Raw genomic sequence first — 18199 nt, forward strand, 5'->3', positions numbered from 1 at the left:
GGCTGACTGGAGGGAAATGGGCTGGATTCAGGCGGCTTTCGCCGTCGCCGGTTTGGCTACCTTGGTGCGGGTGGCGCTACGACGCCCGTCAATGCCAACGGGCACGTCGCCATCCACGGTCGCGCGGCGGACGACCCGGTGGCCGTCGCCATAGTCATTGACAGCATAGTGCTGGGTGGCTCGGTTATCCCAGATCGCCACATCTCCGGCCCGCCAACGCCAGCGGACGGTGTTTTCCGGTGCGGTCACGTAGGATTGGAAAACCTCGTAAAGTTTTTGAGAATCGTTCGTCGAAAGGCCGACAAAGCGCTGCACGAAATTGCCGAGAAGCAGCGTGCGTTCGCCAGTTTCGGGATGAACCCGCACGACCGGGTGCTCGGTTTCGTAGATCGTCGAGGTGAACACCTCTTCGAAATACTTTTTCTCCACATCAGTCGCTCGCGGTCGGGCTGCGGCATAGTCGTATGCGTTGGAGTGCACCGCCCAAAGATTGTCGGCGAGAAGTTTTAACGCCGTCGGCAGGCTCTCATAGGCGGCAGTGGTGTTGGCCCAGATCGTGTCGCCACCCGCCGGCGGAATGACGACGCCGCGCAGAACCGAGAATTTTGGGTAGGCGTCAACGAACGTGACGTCTGTGTGCCACTGATCGGCTCGCCCGCCACCGCGGCTCGAATCGAGTTCGAGGATCGAGGCCGTCCCGGCGACCGGACCCTGAGTCGGATGTGGCACCAGGTCACCGAGCAGGCGCGCAAAGCGCTCCTGCTCGGCATCGTCGAGGTGGCCTTGGTCGCGGAAGAACACCACCTTGTGGCGCAGCAGTAGGTCGTTGATGCCGGCCACGACCGCGTGCGGCAGATCGCCGGAGAGGCGGACGTTGCGAATTTCCGCGCCAACACGCACGGTGAGCGGGGCGACGTCGGCTTGTGGGATGGAAGCGTCAACCAGAACTGGCTTGGTCATTATAGTCTCCGTCGTTAAGTGAACTGCTGGATGGGAGAGATTCGGGGTTCTCCAATGTCCGAAGGGGCGTCAACCATCCCTCACTCCAACCTGGCGAGAGGAACTCGGCGCAAGGAGCGCGCATGCGCTGGGCTCGCCGCACCGTTCGCTCGGAGCACTTTGGCTTGCGTGGACAACTCGCTTTGAAATTCGCGGTTCGAGATAGGGCGCGAACTGTCCAATGGCGCGGTCGAGTCGCTCTGCCAGGGCAGGGGAGATGGATATCGGATCGGCAAAATCCCGTTCCGAGGCATAGATTCCGGTCGCAAGCGTTCGCGCCTCGAAGAAGCCGAAGAGCGGCCGCAACTGATGCTCGATCACCAGCGCGTGGCGATCGCCGCCGCCCGTCGCGGCGAGAAGAACTGGCATGCCACTGAACGCAGTGGGCTCGAGCAGATCGATCAGGTGTTTGAAGAGCCCGGTGTAGCTGCCTTTGTAGACCGGACTGGCGATAACCAATGCCTCGGCTTCAAGGAGGCGGTCAACGAGCCTCCTTGCCGTCTGATTGAGATCGGAAAGACGGACTGCGGCACCCAGATGGGGAATGAACTGGCCAACATCGAGGATCTCGGAGGTCTTGTCATATCGGCGTGCCGCTCGCCCGACGATCTCTTCGATCAGAATGCGGGTGCGGGAGGGAGAGTTATAGCTGCCGGAAAATCCGACGATTGCGGGAGTGGTCATGGTCCGGCCCTTCTCCTTTGGAACGCAGACTGCATTCGCGAAGACAGGGAACAGGCTAGGTAATTATACAAATTCTATAGAGAAAGAAGATTGCTTGTTTGCAGCAGTTCGTAAATTCGTTTTCTCGGTTTCGACGCTGTGTGAGCCGGGGCTTTCGATGAGCCGTGACGGACGTCTTGCCAATCACCGCGCTAGGCTGCTTCGAGCGGCCTCGAGCTCAACGCTGATAGGAGCGCGAGCGACGGCCCCAATTCGCCCAATGGAAACGATCCGCGCGGCCCCACCTCGCCGTCAATCTATCGAGCCAATCTCGCCAGCCTATTGTGTCGTTTCAGGACGCCGCCCTGGCACCCATCTTGCAGGACCTCTTCATCTTGGGAGAAGATGGAATGGGTTTATTTAATCGCCTGCTCGACAAGGATCTGACCCTGCAGTGTCCGAGCTGCAGAGCCAAGCTGGTTAGGAAGGGCTCCTGGGTCAAGTCCGTCGCGATATTCACATGCGAACGGTGCGGTGAGAAGGTACGGCTTTCTTACAGCGAGAAGCTTGAGATTTTTAGGCGGGGCGCCTCCAACTGACTGGGCCTAATATGCGCCAGCGGCTTGGTAGACATGAGCACGCGCGGCGCCAATTTTCGAGACAGGTGGCTAACCAGCAACCTGTCTGGCCTTGCCAGTTCCGACGTAATTCTGCACCGGATTCCCAATCCCGCCGTGCAATCGCAGCTTCACGCGACCTTCTAAAGCGATTACGCCAGCGCAAGGCGGACGAGGCGCACAGGGAGGCTGAGAAGCACCGAGTGTCCGCGTTCTATGCAGACATCGTCCGGTCTGTATTTCGAAATTTGGCCTCGGAAACTGACGTGCCCGAGTTGTGAATTGCGAAACCTGGCCAGGAGCCTCATCTTCGAGCTTACCGGGTGCGAGCGCGTTCTGGATCATCAGGAGGTAACGGACGGAACAATCGCCACGCCGCCTTGTTCGGGGCGCATCATTTTTGTGGTATGATTCGTCCTATGGGCAAGAAGGCCAAGCACAAAGCAAAGAAGGTGATTGATATCCCGATCGAAGGCGAGCTTGAAACGGAAGCCTCCTACTATGCTCGCAAGTGCGGTATCACGACAGATGAAGCCGCCAAGATCATTCGGGAAGCCCGTGCGCCAAAGCTCACCATCGTCCCTAAAGGACGCCAGCTATAGGTCCACAAAGGAAAAGCCCCGGCGCTTTGGTCTGCACCGGGGCTTTTGACATGTACGAGCTACTCAGCATGTCGGCATGTACGTAGTAGAGCCAAGCGGTTGAGGGGGATCAACGCCGAGCCTGACTGGCGCGGCTAGAGGGGGATCATCGCCAGCTTACACCACCCTAGCATTGTCGTTGCCAGCGCGGCGTCATTTAAATGAACGAGCCGTCTTGGCCTGCTCAAGCACACCTACCCTGCCAGACAGTTGTAGTAGGCCCGCCTCACTGGTGGCGAAGCGGGCCCGGCCAGGTCTTGGGGACCTGACCGGCAGCAGGGGAGCTGCCGGCTTTCGAACCAGCCGAGACATACCAAGTTCCCACATAGCTCACAAAAAGCCTGCCGGCCGGAGCCAGGCGGGCAGCTCACAGAGTGCATGCCGCCCGGAGTAGGCGGCTGGCTCCCGAACCTTTGTCTCTGACATATGTTCCAGCACCGGGCCACTTAGGCCCGCGCCTCCCACAGGAGGGCGCGGGCCGGCCAGCAGCGCGAAAAGCCCCGGACACGCTGCCTTCGCCGGAACTTGCGAATAACGGGGCTGTTCCCGACCGAACACTAAAATACCCGCCGGCCGGAGCCAGAGGGGGCTGGCGCAACGGGCAGCGAAAGCCGTTCTGAATCGGGCCTCCGGGAAGAATTGGAAGCCTGCTTCGCGGGCCGCGAGATCACTTGGGAATGGGTGCACGGCCACAATGGTGGCCCCCTAAACGAGGAGGTCGATCGGCTGGCAAATGACGCCGCCCGAAAGGCGATATTTGCTTAGATTGCCCCGGCAACTTGCCAATAGCGGTTGCCCGCCCATCGCCGGACTCGGCGAACTCTTATATGCTTGACGAAAAAGCAAAGGAGAGTTGATGCCTAAGCTGACAAACGCTGCTGACATGGCTCGATCCGTCGGCATTGACCCAAAGGCCTTCCGGCAGGCATTACGGGACGCGAAACTCCCTTGGCACAAACGCAACGACGATTGGACCGTCGAGATTGATGGCGACGAACACTCGTCGATGCGGACTGTTTTGGTGACGCTACTGAAGCGGAAGAAGGCTTGATGCCCAGAGGCGCTTATCCCTAAACAGGCGCGGGCCATCGACAAAGTTGGGAACCGATCGTGTGCCTTGGGCCTTTCGTTCTTGAACGGACAGGAAGGAGCCTCATCATGTACCGTGCTCAAAATAGCGTGTTGGAAGCCGGTTGGCTTCTGGCGGTCCCACTCTCGCTCGCGATCGCTGTGCTATTTGCAGGCCTCCTGTTGAGTTGAACGATGGGACACAAAACTCGACCTAACACGCCAAATCTGACAATGCTCGCCGGCCGTCAAAGAAACCAAAGTCGGGCGTGTGCGGCGGCACAGGATCAAGGTGGACGTCATCGGCGTGCTTTCCGGCATTCCGCTGAAAGGGCGTCAGGTTCGCTCCAGAATCAGCGCTCGCCGCTGCCGGTGGAAATCGCTCTCCGGTCGTGAGGGTAGACTGCGCTGGTGTAGACAATCCGGCGCGGTGCCGGCGAAATGCCGCCGCTGGTCTGGACCTGAAGTCAAAGAGCTTTCTGGCGATTTTTTCCCCGGTTCGATTCATCAAACTTGTCCGGCCCGTGGAGCAGCACCCGATTGCGGCCGGCTTGCTTGGCAAGATAGAGGGCCGTATCCGCGTGACGCTGCAACTGTTCGGGTGAGATGGCCTCCTCAGCCGACTGAACCGAAACCCCAATGCTGAGGGTGACGCTGCGACACGCGGGATCCAGGGTTCGTAAAAGCGGCTGCCTCGACGCTCTTACGAATTCGCTCAGCTACAGAGACCGCCTCTTGCTCGCTCGTCTCGGGCAGGAGCACCAGGAACTCTTCGCCACCGTAGCGGGCAAGGTGATCGCGATCGCGCCTGACGTTTTCCTGAATGATCCTGGCGACCTCAACGAGACAGCGATCGCCCTGGGCATGGCCGAGGTGATCGTTCAGCTTCTTGAAGTGATCGATGTCGCACATCAGCATCGCGACAGGGTTCTGCAACTGAAAAACAAGATAGAGACCGAGCGCCAAGGCGGCAATGATCGCCGTCCAGGCGAGAGGGATGCCGAAGATGATGATGGCTGTTATGGCCACGAACAGCATGATGTTCAAATGCCGTTCGTAGAACTCGCCACCCGCGCTGACGCCGACCAACGCGACCGACAACAAGATGAAGAACATGCTCGCGATCAGCGAAGCCCCTTGAATCCAAGGCGGCCGCGGTCTTCGCCAGACAAAAACAGTGGTCGCGGCGATCGGCGGGATGATGGTACCAGGCAAAAGCATGGACAGCGCGATCGGCCTTGGCAGGATCAACATGTTCAGCGCCAGGGTCAGCACGTCCAGCAAAGCCACCCAGATCATCCGAGCGCGGATAATCTTCGCTGTTTGCGACCAGACACGTGCTCGAAACAGCCGTTTGATCTCGCCTTTGAGGCGAATGTCGCGCCTGCGGCGCGCCAGAAGCCGGTCAACCTCGGCGGTTAAGGCAGGGTCTTCCTGCCCGTCGATGTGCATGAGTTCGGGATCCTTAACCGCTTCTCCCGAACATTCGTCGAGCCATCCGGTCGTCGCAACGGAAAGCTTGCCAAGCTATCCTAAAGATTTGACTACCAACTGATTTGCGGATTTCAGGGCGCCGGCTGCCGGTGGGTCTCTGCTGCGTTGTGCTCGACTGCAAGCCATTGCTGCTCCAAGAGTCGACGACAAGGTTGCGGGTCGGTGAACTATGGGACACCGGCAAACTGGAGAGGACTATTATCGGCGTCGCCACCGTCCGCTGGCGTGCCGGCGCGGGACAAGGCCGTTCTTGAGGCGGCCTCGACCTGACTTCTGCGCCTGACAGTGGTCAGTTCGGCTTGCGCGTGAGGGAAAACAGCCTGTGAGCCGGGCTGCGACACCGAGGCAAATGAGAGCTTCGCTCGGAATAGCCGATGCGGGCAACTCCGGCTGCCCGCACAACATTTTGCGCCGCCTCGCCTCCGGAACTATTCGGCTACATCCCACTTTCCCAAGAGCCGGTGCTCCGGCCCGTCGCCTGGGCCCCTATCGCCAGCACCGACGCTTGGGCCGGCCCCTTTTACATTCCGCAAGTCATGATCTGGCAGCTTTGCTGCGCTCCGCCTGCTCCGAGGAAGTTTCAGACGTGTGAGGCACCCCAGGTCAGCCGGACACGCTGCCGATTGGAAGGCCAATTCCCCCTTCGTTCACGATATTTAGGGCGAATATCCGGTTGACAAACCCAATTGAAATAGGATGCCTGAAAGGGCGGCATGGGGATTTGACTCGCCAAACCTTCTTTGATTGATATCGTGGCTCGCACGAGGAATGACTTTCGCCCTTCGTGCTGCACGAGGGACCCATGGCGAAATTCGGATTATCAGCGCTCGATGCCGACATCCTGAGGACGACTTTCAAAAAAGCGGTCTTGGAGGAAAGCATCCCGGAGAGCGGGTGGCGAAAATACGCTGAGGAACTCATCCAGATATATACGGGCTCTCAGACCGTAGATCCCCGACTGGTGGACTGGATGGTAAGCAAATAGCGCAGGGGAAAAGCCCCGGCGCTTCGCAGCCCTGCTATCGATTTGACCTCAGTCGCTGCGGAGGATTTTCGCTTCTAACGCCGCTACTACGAAAGCTCGTCTGGCAACTGGTGGCCGAGCTTCACCACGCAGCACCTGAAGACATGCATCCATAGCCAGTTTTCGCTTCTTCGTCTGATCAGGAAAATTCCGCAGCAGGATCGTAGCCGCCTCGTTGACATCGAGTATGACGCGTTCCCGGTCATGGCGGCCAACTTGCACCACCACGGGCCGGACGAACCTGCTTGACATGCAATTACACTTTCAATCCGGGTCGCTACGGGACTTGCGTATCATGACGTTGGGTCAATTCATACATGGATTGGCAGCGGCCCAAAGAGGCCTTGCACATTCGTCTCCTTGGCCCCACGCGAGCTTTCATGAAGGCCGAGCGTTCCCTCCTCGGGTGCCGCCCTGATGGGGGCGTTGCCGCGGCGCTTCTAGAGGGGCGCGGACGCCAACAGAGGTAGAGGGCGGGCTTGCGGGGCGGGCGGAGGTCCGGGTCGCCGACGGTTCGTCCCTCTGAACGGTCCTTGGGTCCACCATCCAACATCTGCCCCGTCGGCTCAGGTCGGCGGGGCTTTTTTGTTTGTCTGGGAAACCCGGGAAACCGGAGGTCCGAGCAGTCTGTAGGGAATTAGACATGCCCTTGCGAGGCCCTAAGACAGGTTTGATCTACCTCTGTTGGGAGCCGTCTCAGCTCCCGCCTAGTTCGGAAGTTGTTAGATGGCTTAACGAATGGACGGCGAAATTTCCGCTTTCGAATTTTCGATAATAAAGGACTGTTTTCGACAGATGGTGCGCGAGGGCTTGCCTGCTTCGTGCAGGATTTCCGGGCAGAGAATTAGGCGCACGCTAATCTCTCAGCGCTGCGACTGCCTATTCCGCCGCGCCACCGCTGCAATGAAAGCCACGGCTGCTATGTCGCATGCCCGTCTCGATGGTCCGTTCGCGCGAATAATAACCCCAGACGCCTTTGCGGTTAGGCCGTGTTTCTGGGCGAAGAACTCAACCGGGTAAGGGGAGTTTTCCCCGGCGGGTTTGGAACTAATTCGGGCTTTTCCCATGCGGATAGAATGTAGCGTGGGCTGGGGAAAACAACGTCACTTCGACGATTGGTTGCAAACGTACAATCGAGCGCATTTCGATGGCCGGCCGATTTGACTCGCTTAATCCAGTCAAAAGCGTACAAAGCGGTGTCGTCAGTTTAAGCTTCACGCACTGACGCGTGGGAGCGACCATCCCAAGGCGCCCCGCCTTCGGCCCGAAATCTCGAGCGCTCTTGCGCGTCACTCCGGGGCCACCGATCGCCATTTAAAGGAACAATATCGCGGGTCGACTTTGGTCGTTCCTCGATACCGCGGGAACGCGCCTGCTTCACAAGCACCTTTTCCCGCTCGGAAAGGCGGCGACTATTGTCAGTTTCGTACCAAGCCGGACTTCCAGGGTCCCACGGACTAATTTGCGCTGCGTCGTCTGCAGAAGGCCCCGGGGCGCAGACAGCCGAGGGATCGCGTGCTCTTGCCCTTTTTGATGGAAGAGCCATGGACCGGCAAATCGAGCCAAATAAGAATGAATTGTTGCGGCGCCTCCCACCTGCTGATTTGAACCTCCTCGTGCCGCATCTTCGCGATACGTTCCTTGAGTTGCGTAGCCCTCTCGAAACGGCCGGCAAGCCAATCGATTATGTCTATTTTCCTCAAAGTGGCCTCGCCTCGGTGGTGGCAAAGAAGCGAGCAAACGTTGATGCTGAGGTCGGCATTATTGGTTTTGAAGGCATGACGGGCTCAGCCCTCGTCATGGGGGATGACCGTGCCACGCACGACTGCTTCATTCAGATGACCAGCGAAGCGATGATGATAGAGGCGGCGAAATTCAAAAACGCCTTAGACACAAGCAACACGCTTCGGCCATTTCTGCTTCGATACGTTCATGCCTTTCACATCCAGGCCACATACACCGCGCTGATCAACGCGCGATCCAAGATCGAAGAGCGTCTCGCACGGTGGCTGCTCATGTGTGACGACCGTATTCTTGGCAATCGGCTTGGCATCACCCACGAGTTTTTGTCGGTGATGCTTGGTGTGAGACGGCCAGGCGTGACGATTGCCCTTCAAGGCCTAGAAGGGCGGGGCTTTATACAGTCTAGGCGTGGTGAAGTCGTTATCCGCAACCGCAAAGGCCTGATCGACCTCGCTGATGGTGGTTACGGGGAATCAGAGGCTGAATACAAGCGGCTTATGGGAGACATCGAGATCCAGCCGCAGATTGTCGCCTAATGGGAACCAACACGATAGGCGCGAGTTTGGGCAAATGGCCCTCTATTATTTCGATGTCGACGATAACGGCACGTTCTATCCTGATGATGAAGGCACCGAGTGTGATACCTTCGATCAGGTAAAAGAAGAGGCCACGCGCGCCCTTGTTGAAATCATAAAGGATAGCCTGCCGTACGGGGATCGTCATAAGCTGGTGATCAAGGTACGTGAAGACGGCGGCGCCATTGTCTTACGGGCCTCAATAATTTGAGGTCGAAGCAGAGCACCGTTCCCAGGGCGGCAGCTCGCCGGACTCACACGTCTAGTAGGTTCAGCGCGACGCAACCTGTTCATTCGAACGCGTACTCTGATACCGCGCGATTTTTCTCGTCGGTGACGCACCCATTGCGGCTCGTCACGGGAGCGTTGACCGCCTTTTGGCGCAGAAAGGGCACCGTGCGGTTCACCTGCGTTTCGACGCTGCTGAGGCGACGTTTGTCGATATTTTCGGGGTCAGGGTCTTGCGATTTGTCGCGTTTGCTGCGTCTATCGCCAAAGAACTGGTCGGGCTTTACAGCCGGGCCACGCTGCGATTGCTAAGGGAGTACGCATATGGCCACGGGAACCGTGAAGTGGTTCAACGCCACCAAGGGATTTGGATTTATCCAGCCCGACAATGGCGGTCAGGATGTTTTCGTCCACATTTCCGCTGTCGAACGTGCGGGCCTCTCGACCCTCGCTGATGGCCAGAAGGTCAACTATGAGATCGAGCAGGACCGCCGTACTGGCAAGTCCTCTGCTGGCAATCTCAGCAAAGCTGGCTGATTCTTGCCCTCTCGCCCCGGAACAGCCGACAGGACGTCGCTCAAGCTTTCGGGGCAAGCCATGTGAAAACCAAGCTGTTTCACGGGAAAGGCGGGCCGCTCTCGCCTTTCCCATCTTCGCAACGCGCCGGAACCGACCCTAGGGTATGATCAGGCCGCGGCTTTCTTCCGGGGGCGCTTCGCGGGCGTCGGCTTTTCGGGCTCCTTTGGCTTGCGGCCGAGGCCCATGGTTTTAGCAAGGGCAGAACGCGTTGCGGTATAGATAGGCGCGACCATCGGATAGTCCGCTGGCAGGCCCCATTTGGCGCGATATTCATCCGGGCTCAGGCCATATTGGGTCGACAGGTGCCGCTTCAGCGACTTGAACTTCTTCCCGTCCTCCAGGCTGATGATGTAGTCGGGCGTCACCGACTTCCTGATCGGCACGGCAGGCTTGAGAACTTCAGGCCTTTCCGACACCACAGCCCTGGCCGTGCCCTTCAGGGCGGCATGGACCTGTCCGATGAGGGCGGGCAGTTCACCGACCGGCACCGGATTGTTTGAAACATAAGCTGAGACTACATCGACCGTCAGTTCGACGAGGTTATCGGTATTGCTCTCGGTTTCTTCTGTCACGAAACACTCCTTGCGGATCAAAAGATTGGCGTCGAACAGACATTTCATAGTGACGACGGCTTCCGATAGCAACGAACCTATTGCAGTTCTATTTCGGCAGTCGCTGAGGCTGGTCGAGCGTGGCTGATCCGCTCCGGCGACAATCTTGCAGCCATTGCCGCGTGCAGTTACGCAAAAACAGGGACCTCGCTTCGGCACCCCGACAGACGCTCTCTTTGAAGCACGGAATCAATCGAGCCTCGAGGCGCGGCCGCGGCGTTGCGCCTTGGCGGGACGGCAGAGGGAGAGGATGGACGGGCCGTCGCGACGGGTGGAGTGCTGGAGGAAAGGCTTCCGGCGCCCGTCGCGGAGAAAGTTCCATGACCCAGTTGCAAGCTCTCGCCCCCGCGGTGAATCCACGGGGCGGCTATATGGTGGACGTCAACCGCGGCCAGCGCATCGGCCGGGTATCGTCGGAGTGGGCCAACCGCCCGGCGGACGAGCGATACCTGTCTCTCACCGATCTCCACAATTCGGTGAAGCGGCGATCTGAACGCAGCAAGACGCGCATCGTCGAAAGTGAGCTAATCCGCGTCGAGGCCAGCCGCGACGACCCGGAGCGCCTGAGGCTAATGCTGCCTGATGCCGAGGCACCCGTTGCCCCCACACATTGGAGTTTTGGCCAACTCGCCGGTCTGGTCGGCGCGCCGGCCACCTACCTGCGTCAGCTTCCGGCTCCGCTCGCGGCGATCAACCTCCAGCACGGTCTCCTCAACCACCGCACAGAACAGGTGAAGACGCTGGAAATCCAAAACGGTCGCCTAGAGTTGCGAGCGGTGACCGGTCCCGACTACGGCAGGATTTTCGACCATGAGCTGGTCGAGGCCGTGCAGAAGATTGCCGGCAATGGCACCGGGGATACGCGCTGGAAGGTGCCAGGTGTGCTCGACTGGTCGACGGGGATCTACAATCCGAACGTTGACATCTCCAGCGACACCACCACGCTCTACGCGTCTGATCGCGATGTCTTTTTGTTCCTCGTCGATGACTTGAACCCGATCGAGGCCGGGCGGCTGCCAAATGGGGAACCGGATCTCTATTTTCGCGGTTTCTACTGCTGGAATTCCGAAGTCGGAGCCCGCACCCTCGGGATCGCCAGCTTCTATCTGCGCGCAGTGTGTCAGAACCGAAATCTGTGGGGCGTTGAAGATTTCGAGGAAATCATCATCCGCCATTCAAAGTATGCCGCCTCGCGTTTCGCCATGGAAGCCGAGCCGGCGCTGATCCAGTTCGCCGATTCCTCGCCCATGCCGTTCGTCAACGGCATCAAAGCGGCCCGGCAACGGATCGTCGCTCGGGACGATGAAGATCGCCAGAGCTTCCTGCGCAAGCGCGGCTTTTCAAAGTCCGAGACCACGAAGATCATCGATACCGTGCTGCTTGAGGAAGGCCGGCCGCCAGAATCGATTTTCGACTTCGTACAGGGCATCACGCGGATCGCGCGCGACAAATCGCATCAGGATGTTCGCCTGGACATGGAAGGCAAGGCCAAGAAGCTTCTCGACTTCGCCGCCTGATCCTTCCGATGCCGGCGTGGAGGAGATCTCCGTCAAGCCAGCGTCGTCCTCAAAAGCACGAGGACGGCGCTTTGTTCTTTTTCGGTAAAGCCTGCTCGGTGACAGCCTGGCTTTATGATGGTCTTCGCGCCGAAGGATTGCCGGCGATTTGCATCGAGACGCGCCAGGTGAACGCGAAAGATGATGCCGAACAAGACGCATCAGAATGTGCCCGCGCCTTGGCGCAGATTATGCGCACGGGCCTGGTATCGGCAGGTGCATGTGAAGAGCCAGCAGTGTCGACTCTGGCGGTCCTCCTCGTCGCGCGGCGGACGGTCCTTAATGAACTGCGGATGATCGAGAACGTGGTCAGGTCGATTCTGCGGGAGGCCGGCATCAAGCTTGGCACGCGGTCGCGAACTGCCTTCGGCGGTCGCGTGCGCGAGCTGATTGGCACAGATACGGTCGTCATGACGCTGGTCGAGCCGCTCCTGGCGATCGTGGCCACGATGCTGCGCGAGTTCGGGCGACTGACAAAGCAGGTCCTCAATATCGCCCGCCAGGAGCGAGTCTGCCGGCGACTCATGAGCGTTCCAGGTGTGGGACCCATCACCGCGCTCGCTCTCCGCCCTACGATTGATCGGTCGGACCGGTTCAGGCGATCGAGGGACGTGGGGGCACATCTCGGTTTGACGCCGGCACGCTATCAGTCCGGCGAGACCGACATTCAGGGCAAGATCAACCATGTGGCGCCGAGCGCGCCCGCACCGCGCTCTATGAAGCGGCCCATTCGCTGCTCGTGCGCAGCAAGAAATGGTCGAGCCTCAGAGCGTGGGGCATGAACGTGGCCAAGCGGCGCGGTATGGCCCGGGCCCGAGTTGCTGTTGCCCGCAAGCTCGCCGTCATCCTGCATCGCATGTGGAGCGATGCAACAGAATTCCGCTTCGGCAAGGCGCCGGGCCACGTATCGACATGACACAAGGATAGCGGACCAAAGGAGTTACAGCCCGAAAGGGCGTGATCCGGATCGTTCCCGTGGGGACGAGTAAGGTCATCTCGTTAGCAGGCACGATCCTGGGACGGACTCTCCCAAGGTCGTTCAACAGATTGAGACACCTCGCTCTACTGACCCCATCATGCGGCGGCCTAAGTCGACCGCGAAGAGAAGCGAGTGACCCGCGGGGCGACATAGTCCGGAAAAATATCGGAGGAGCTTGACCTCAACGACCCCAATCAGAGAAGCCTGCTAGTTCTTCTTTCAGACGGTCGAAATGCCTTCCGGAGAAGGGTTGACCATGGTTGTCTGAGCGGCGCAACAGGATTTGGACCAGATACATAATAATCGCCGCTGTGCTGCGGATCTCTGTAGGATCTATTTCTGAGAAGAGTGATCTGCGGACCGGGTCGATTGGCAAAAGGAAACGGGCGACGTTCGCCCGTTGTCACAGTCAGTGATGTTGAGGTCCAAACACGTCGTCGTTTACGTGCTTGGACCTTTTGGGTCACTGGTATGTAGGCGTCCGGGAGGCGTCTTTTACTCCCTCGCATGAGTTAAAATGCGGAACACCGGCCAATGGGCAATTGCATCGCGCAATTTGCTGAAAAGTTTGCCTTCTTTCTTGATGGCAGATCGAACTTGAACGGCAGCCCATCCGGCTTTCATCATCCCGCCTACATGGCAATGGCAGACAATAGCGTGCAACTGCCAATCCGAAAGCTCGAAAAAGCGCTGCGCTTCGCCATACGTATCGTTTTTCAGCCCTTCAGCGCACAAAGTCGGATCGGCGAAAGCGATGCTGAGCGCGGAGCCTAGGGACTGGGCTTTGTGGCGCACATCCAAGGTCATATATTCCGTCCCGGGGAATGCGGCGAGGCACCGCTCGGGATTTCGCTCGAGCAGCATGGCCCAATGTTCCAAACGCTGACGCCGCGTCATAGCCGGAAAGGATACTTCGACTTCCGCGACCTCATGCAGTTCTTCAAGTGTCTGATGTTTCATGGCCGGCCATCTCCTGTTGGCGAGGCGCTCCGCCTGCACCAGGCCGAAGCAGCCTCAGTCGTCCCTATGCAGGCGAACCTGCAGTCCGTCGGGAAGTTCCACTGCAGAGAAAATTTGACAGTGTGCCTGCCCGATTCCCGCGTCTCGGTGCGTTAACGTCCCATGCGACAAGTTACTTCGATGCTTGGACCAAACGTTGAAGCAATGGGTAATCCTTCAGATCCTTGTAAGGCGTGAGATCTAAATCCATCGGCACGCAGCGAAGCTGTTCGTCATCGATCGCTTTCTCATGGCTCTTAATGACGCTTTGGTAATGCCGCCAGGTCAGGCCAGCCCCTCTGACGGCGTCCCTTTCGATGCGCGAAGCGATTTGATGGGCGTGCAGATAATGGAGGCGCAACTCGTCCAAGAGAGCTTTTTCAACAATTTCGTGGCACACCAGAAACGGTTCGAGGCGCACGTCCTTGCCTCTCCATCTGATGGTGCGCGGCAGATGTCGGTCGATGTAAATCGTCGTGGCATCCCTGCTGTATCCAGCGATGTAGGGTATATCGAAGTCGTGACTTACCTTAACTCGTCGATGAAGCGCAGAAACGACATCAGACAGGACGAGGTCGCTGATATCTTCAGAGCTATGACGGACCTCGTCGGCTAATTTCAAGTCCGCTCCTGCGTTTGCCAGTCGAAGCGCCCGCCACACGGGCGAGCGCTTGGCGACGATCTTTACTTGTTGACGATGATGCGCTGCTTGTCCCGGTTTTGGGCGTAAGTTGCCTTGTCGTAGGCAGTCTGCGCCTCCAACTGGTCCTTGGTGAAGTTAGTATAGAGGTAACGGTTGCCGTTCTTGTCGGTCATGAACTTGAGGTTCTCCATACCGACGGCGACCTTCTTTTGGCCAATGCCCAGGAAGCCGCCTACATCAACAACTATCGAATCGACCTTCTTGTCACCCGTCAGGATAACGTCGCCGATCTCGCCGACCTTCGCATCGTCTGCCCCATAGACCTTGGTTCCGATCAGATTTGCTGCACTGATTTTGTCTGACGGCATTTCGGTCAAGGTCGTCTTATCGATCGAGGCCGTCGAAGTCGTATCGGTTTTGCCAGCAGCCGCTTGGGTGGTCGCCGTGTTGTTAGTCGGCTGGGTGGGTGCTGCCGCGGTATCGTAAGCCTTCGTATCGAAACTAGGCTGGGCTTTAAGTTCATCCTTGGTCGTCTTGGCGACTAACCAGCGATCGCCCTTCTTGTTCACCCATTCAAGCTTGTTGAAATCATAGGCGACATTTTTTTCGCCCACGCCGAGGAAACCGCCGACGCCAATGACAACGAGTTTGGCGTTCCCGTCCTTGTCCAGGACGATATCGTTAACATTGCCGATCTTCGTCGCGTCATCGGCGTTGCTGTCATAGACTGCGGCTCCCATGATCTTGGAGACGAGCTTGCCATCACTGACCGGGGCGACAACTTCCGTCTGCGCAGCGGGCTTGCTGGAATTTGCGGCGAGTGCACCTGCAGTGCAGAGCGCCGTCGACATGAGAGCGGCCGTCGCCGCCGCAGCTAGCATCTTCCGGATCATCGTAAATTCCTCCTGTTGCCTGGTTGACTGAGCGTCGCGATCTGCCAACGTCATGTCGACCAACGGAACGAGCTGCCTTTCGTTCCGAGAGTGGGTCTATGGTCGCTACTGGCGCAAGACTGAAGCTCATGCGGAGCCTGGTGCTAGATTGGCGACACGGGCCGTGCGGCTACTCCGGCACTGGCCATCCCCGGCCCGGCCGCCGGCATAGCCGGTCTAAACGCGCAAGCTCTCGGTAAGGGCATGTCGACCGCTACAAAGATGGGTGCATCGTAAGGTCCCTTGTTCGCGTTGCGGCGCCGGTAGGGAAACCACGCCGGGCAGCGACTCGCCCGAGCACCGTTACCTGTTTACGGGCCCCAGGATCTCGACCCTCATGCGACAGCTTCCCGGGCAGGCGAGCGGCGCTTTCCGCCGTTTCTGGAATCGGACTTGCGCTCAGAAAGTTTCGCAAGCAGAGCCGCCAATCCCATCGCATTGAGAACCCGTGTCCTTGGAACACCTCCCTTGCGGGCCATCTCGACCCCCCAATGCATGTGGTCGAGTTCGCGGATTGAATGAGCGTCCGGATTAATGCTGAAGATGCAGCCGTAGTCGAGTGCCTTCTGATGCCACCGCCAGTCGAGATCGAGCCGCCACGGATGCGCATTGATTTCGACAGCGACGCCATATTTCGCGCACGCTCTGATGACCTTGTCGACGTCGACCTCATAGCCGGGACGACGCAACAACTGGCGGCCGGTCATGTGCCCGATGATTGTCGTGAGGGGATTGGCGATTGCCTCAATGATACGGTCCGTCTGCTCTTTCTTGGGCAAGTTGAAGCGGCTGTGCACGCTCGCGACAACGAAATCGAACTGCTTCAAGACGTGGTCCGGATAATCAAGCGAGCCATCGACCAGGATGTCTGCCTCGATGCCCTTCAGGATATGGAATTCTCCACCATACTTCTTGTTTAGCCGATCGGCTTCGCGGTGCTGTTCAGCAATCTCTCGCAACGTGAGCCCGCCCGCGTAGTGGGCCGACTGCGAATGGTCGGTGACACCATAGTACTCGAACCCACGCTTGCGGGTCGCTTCAGCCATTGCCTCGAGCGTGTCGGTGCCATCGGATGCAGTCGTGTGAGAATGCAGGATGCCACGCAGATCATCGTCCCGGACGAGAGGAGGTAACTGCTGGCTCGCTGCCCGCTCAATCTCGTCCCTGCCTTCGCGCAGTTCGGGTTCGATGAACTGTAGGTCCAACGCTTCGTAGATTTCCTTCTCTGTCGCTGCCGCGATCAGCTTTCTCCCGTGGTAGAGCCCGTCGGGTTTGAGGGCGAACCCTCTCTCGGTCGCATACATCGTCAACTGCTCAAGATGGGCCGCCGATCCGGTTGCTTCGAGTAGGCTGGCGCCAAAGTGCTTCTTATCCGTGACGACAAGCTGGAGGGTGGACTGCTCGATTTCGGTCGGCTTCTTCCCCAGCGCTACCAGCGCGAGGTCGGCAACAAGTTCGCAACCGCGCCGGAAATCACCGGCAATTTCCACGCGCGAAAACTCTGGATGCTCTTGCTTCACGGAAATGACCGCATGCTCAAGGAGAGCCGCGGCCTTGTGCAGGTGTAGCTGTGTTTCGCCGCTTCGAGCGATAGCCAGGTTTTGCAGGATTTTTGTCTGAAGCGAAGCACCGAGGCCTTTGACTGGCCGGATGCGATCTGCCTTTGCCGAGGCTTCGAGCTCAGCCAACGAGTTCACGCCGAGCGCCTGATAAAGCTTCAGTATCTTGTCGGGCCGAAGCCCTGGTATGGCAAAAAGCTCCATCACACCCGCCGGGACCTCCTCGCGCAGTTCCTCAAGGCGTGGGTGCGTGCCCGTTTCATAGAGCTTGCGCACAATGTCTGCGATCGCGTCGCCGATCCCCGGGATTCTGGTGAGGGCGCCGGCGGCGATGATCCGGTCGAGCGGCTGCGACAACGCAGCCAGACTGTCGGCGGCGCGCAGATATGGGTCGGCTCGACCCCATCGCACCAGAAATTTGCTGGTTGCGCGTCTCTTCAACTTAGGAGCATCGCCGACGTGGAAATGCGATGGCGCATCAAGCGTCTCCATCTCCGCCCAAGTGATCGGCGCCGCGACCGGAGCGCCGCGCGACCATCTCATGGCGTCCAACGCGGGAGACCGCCGCATCATCGACCTCGCCGAAAGAGGTAGTCGTGCGTGGTTTACGGCTAGCTCCGCCGCCAAAAGCCATTCGAAATCCAAGGCCAATGATGGATAGGCTTGCGATCCGCTGCTGCCAGAGCCGTACGCGAGGCCGCTTCATTATCCACGCGCCAAGTGTGCCGGACGCCAAGGCGTAAGTTCCTAAGACCAAAACGCCCGTCATCTTCTGGGTCGCCCCTAGGAGCAAAAGCTGCAACGTTACTAAGTCCCCATGCGGATCGACAAACTGAGGCAGGAACGCGACCATAACGCCGATCGGCCAGGGGTTTACCAGATTGGCAATCATGCCCTCCCGCGCGGCGGCGAGCGGTGTCACATCTTCCACCTGCCAGGCCGTCGTAGCGGATGAGGCGAACGCCAGCCGTAGTCCGAGCCAAACGAGATAGGCGGCTCCCGCCCATTGCAGGATTTTGAATGCGAGGTGGGATGCGCTCACGAGCGAGGAAACCCCCAACGCGATTAGCGGCAGTTGCACCATCCCCGCGCCAACTGTCATGCCAAGAACCGTGAACAGCGCGGTCGCGCGCCCCTGTCCAATGACTCGCGCAAGCACCAAGATACTATCTGGCCCCGGTGGCATCTGCATTACGATGACCGTTCCAAAAAATGCTATCCAGAGGGCGGGATCGATGAGCTTTTCCTCTTACAATGCCTGGAGTAATCTCACGCTAGGCATGTACGCT

At 58.8% G+C, this 18199-nt stretch carries 15 protein-coding genes and 3 pseudogenes; 8 read left to right on the plus strand and 10 right to left on the minus strand.

Annotated features, from left to right (window positions below; all coding sequences use genetic code 11):
- Nucleotides 1–27 precede the first annotated feature (27 nt).
- Both C7I87_RS32355 and C7I87_RS32360 read right to left on the minus strand, forming a co-directional pair.
- Nucleotides 28–960, minus strand: coding sequence for a TauD/TfdA dioxygenase family protein (locus C7I87_RS32355; RefSeq protein WP_149908023.1), 933 nt, complete (start codon nucleotides 958–960; stop codon nucleotides 28–30).
- Between the two features lie 69 nt (nucleotides 961–1029).
- Complete coding sequence (locus C7I87_RS32360) at nucleotides 1030–1683, minus strand: NAD(P)H-dependent oxidoreductase (RefSeq protein WP_149908024.1); 654 nt, start codon at nucleotides 1681–1683, stop codon at nucleotides 1030–1032.
- 1015 nt (nucleotides 1684–2698) lie between these two features.
- On the opposite strand from C7I87_RS32360, the gene C7I87_RS32370 reads away from it, so the two are divergent.
- The 3 genes and pseudogenes from C7I87_RS32370 to C7I87_RS32380 all read left to right on the plus strand — a co-directional run bounded on the left by C7I87_RS32370 (nucleotide 2699) and on the right by C7I87_RS32380 (nucleotide 3971).
- Nucleotides 2699–2881: a hypothetical protein gene (locus C7I87_RS32370; protein ID WP_246696495.1), complete on the plus strand. Its 183-nt coding sequence runs from the start codon at nucleotides 2699–2701 to the stop codon at nucleotides 2879–2881.
- 675 nt (nucleotides 2882–3556) lie between these two features.
- Nucleotides 3557–3685 (plus strand): annotated as a pseudogene (locus tag C7I87_RS36905) (RNase H family protein); the annotation flags it as partial.
- A 91-nt stretch (nucleotides 3686–3776) separates the two neighbouring features.
- Nucleotides 3777–3971 (plus strand): hypothetical protein, encoded by a 195-nt coding sequence (locus tag C7I87_RS32380; RefSeq protein WP_149908027.1) that lies wholly within the window; start codon nucleotides 3777–3779, stop codon nucleotides 3969–3971.
- 484 nt (nucleotides 3972–4455) lie between these two features.
- Here C7I87_RS32380 and C7I87_RS32385 read toward each other — a convergent pair.
- Together C7I87_RS32385 and C7I87_RS32390 are read right to left on the minus strand one after the other, a co-directional pair.
- A pseudogene (locus C7I87_RS32385) lies at nucleotides 4456–5440 on the minus strand (GGDEF domain-containing protein).
- A gap of 1075 nt (nucleotides 5441–6515) precedes the next feature.
- Nucleotides 6516–6758 carry a DUF982 domain-containing protein gene (locus C7I87_RS32390; protein WP_149908028.1) on the minus strand — a complete coding sequence of 81 codons (243 nt, stop codon included), beginning with the start codon at nucleotides 6756–6758 and terminating at the stop codon, nucleotides 6516–6518.
- A gap of 1292 nt (nucleotides 6759–8050) precedes the next feature.
- Between C7I87_RS32390 and C7I87_RS32400 the strand changes: the two genes are divergently transcribed.
- From C7I87_RS32400 to C7I87_RS32410, 3 genes are all read left to right on the plus strand, one after another.
- The gene (locus tag C7I87_RS32400; RefSeq protein ID WP_149908030.1) at nucleotides 8051–8785 is read left to right on the plus strand and encodes a Crp/Fnr family transcriptional regulator; all 735 of its coding nucleotides are present in this window, start codon (nucleotides 8051–8053) and stop codon (nucleotides 8783–8785) included.
- 34 nt (nucleotides 8786–8819) lie between these two features.
- Nucleotides 8820–9035 carry a DUF6894 family protein gene (locus tag C7I87_RS32405; protein ID WP_149908031.1) on the plus strand — a complete coding sequence of 72 codons (216 nt, stop codon included), beginning with the start codon at nucleotides 8820–8822 and terminating at the stop codon, nucleotides 9033–9035.
- 341 nt (nucleotides 9036–9376) lie between these two features.
- Nucleotides 9377–9589, plus strand: a complete 213-nt coding sequence (locus C7I87_RS32410; protein WP_149908032.1) for a cold-shock protein — start codon at nucleotides 9377–9379, stop codon at nucleotides 9587–9589.
- 149 nt (nucleotides 9590–9738) lie between these two features.
- On the opposite strand, the gene C7I87_RS32415 is transcribed toward C7I87_RS32410, so the two are convergent.
- The gene (locus C7I87_RS32415; RefSeq protein ID WP_149908033.1) at nucleotides 9739–10251 is read right to left on the minus strand and encodes a Ros/MucR family transcriptional regulator; all 513 of its coding nucleotides are present in this window, start codon (nucleotides 10249–10251) and stop codon (nucleotides 9739–9741) included.
- A 311-nt stretch (nucleotides 10252–10562) separates the two neighbouring features.
- Between C7I87_RS32415 and C7I87_RS32420 the strand changes: the two genes are divergently transcribed.
- A complete protein-coding gene (locus tag C7I87_RS32420) occupies nucleotides 10563–11759 on the plus strand; it encodes a DUF932 domain-containing protein (RefSeq protein ID WP_149908066.1) in 1197 nt (398 codons plus the stop codon).
- Nucleotides 11760–11845: 86 nt separating this feature from the next.
- Nucleotides 11846–12714 (plus strand): annotated as a pseudogene (locus C7I87_RS32425) (IS110 family transposase); the annotation flags it as partial.
- Between the two features lie 558 nt (nucleotides 12715–13272).
- Here the strand turns inward: C7I87_RS32425 and C7I87_RS32430 are convergent.
- From C7I87_RS32430 to C7I87_RS32450, 5 genes are all read right to left on the minus strand, one after another.
- A complete protein-coding gene (locus C7I87_RS32430) occupies nucleotides 13273–13737 on the minus strand; it encodes a hypothetical protein (protein ID WP_149908034.1) in 465 nt (154 codons plus the stop codon).
- Between the two features lie 172 nt (nucleotides 13738–13909).
- Entirely contained in the window at nucleotides 13910–14398 is a 489-nt protein-coding gene (locus C7I87_RS32435; RefSeq protein WP_188394083.1) for a hypothetical protein, read from the minus strand.
- Between the two features lie 62 nt (nucleotides 14399–14460).
- Entirely contained in the window at nucleotides 14461–15312 is an 852-nt protein-coding gene (locus C7I87_RS32440) for a PRC-barrel domain-containing protein (protein ID WP_149908035.1), read from the minus strand.
- A gap of 374 nt (nucleotides 15313–15686) precedes the next feature.
- Nucleotides 15687–17402: a DNA polymerase/3'-5' exonuclease PolX gene (locus C7I87_RS32445; protein WP_149908036.1), complete on the minus strand. Its 1716-nt coding sequence runs from the start codon at nucleotides 17400–17402 to the stop codon at nucleotides 15687–15689.
- A complete protein-coding gene (locus C7I87_RS32450) occupies nucleotides 17389–18102 on the minus strand; it encodes a LysE family translocator (RefSeq protein ID WP_149908037.1) in 714 nt (237 codons plus the stop codon). The genes C7I87_RS32445 and C7I87_RS32450 overlap by 14 nt, the downstream gene beginning before the upstream one ends.
- Nucleotides 18103–18199 lie beyond the last annotated feature (97 nt).

The sequence above is a fragment of the Mesorhizobium sp. SARCC-RB16n genome, from assembly GCF_008520305.1.
Classification (GTDB): domain Bacteria; phylum Pseudomonadota; class Alphaproteobacteria; order Rhizobiales; family Rhizobiaceae; genus Mesorhizobium.

Coding starts and splice junctions, on each gene's coding strand:
- C7I87_RS32355 (WP_149908023.1), bottom strand. CDS start 960: ATGACCAAGCCAGTTCTGGTTGACGCTTCCATCCCACAAGCCGACGTC.
- C7I87_RS32360 (WP_149908024.1), bottom strand. CDS start 1,683: ATGACCACTCCCGCAATCGTCGGATTTTCCGGCAGCTATAACTCTCCC.
- C7I87_RS32370 (WP_246696495.1), top strand. CDS start 2,699: ATGGGCAAGAAGGCCAAGCACAAAGCAAAGAAGGTGATTGATATCCCG.
- C7I87_RS32380 (WP_149908027.1), top strand. CDS start 3,777: ATGCCTAAGCTGACAAACGCTGCTGACATGGCTCGATCCGTCGGCATT.
- C7I87_RS32390 (WP_149908028.1), bottom strand. CDS start 6,758: ATGTCAAGCAGGTTCGTCCGGCCCGTGGTGGTGCAAGTTGGCCGCCAT.
- C7I87_RS32400 (WP_149908030.1), top strand. CDS start 8,051: ATGGACCGGCAAATCGAGCCAAATAAGAATGAATTGTTGCGGCGCCTC.
- C7I87_RS32405 (WP_149908031.1), top strand. CDS start 8,820: ATGGCCCTCTATTATTTCGATGTCGACGATAACGGCACGTTCTATCCT.
- C7I87_RS32410 (WP_149908032.1), top strand. CDS start 9,377: ATGGCCACGGGAACCGTGAAGTGGTTCAACGCCACCAAGGGATTTGGA.
- C7I87_RS32415 (WP_149908033.1), bottom strand. CDS start 10,251: ATGAAATGTCTGTTCGACGCCAATCTTTTGATCCGCAAGGAGTGTTTC.
- C7I87_RS32420 (WP_149908066.1), top strand. CDS start 10,563: ATGACCCAGTTGCAAGCTCTCGCCCCCGCGGTGAATCCACGGGGCGGC.
- C7I87_RS32430 (WP_149908034.1), bottom strand. CDS start 13,737: ATGAAACATCAGACACTTGAAGAACTGCATGAGGTCGCGGAAGTCGAA.
- C7I87_RS32440 (WP_149908035.1), bottom strand. CDS start 15,312: ATGATCCGGAAGATGCTAGCTGCGGCGGCGACGGCCGCTCTCATGTCG.
- C7I87_RS32445 (WP_149908036.1), bottom strand. CDS start 17,402: ATGGAGACGCTTGATGCGCCATCGCATTTCCACGTCGGCGATGCTCCT.
- C7I87_RS32450 (WP_149908037.1), bottom strand. CDS start 18,102: ATGCAGATGCCACCGGGGCCAGATAGTATCTTGGTGCTTGCGCGAGTC.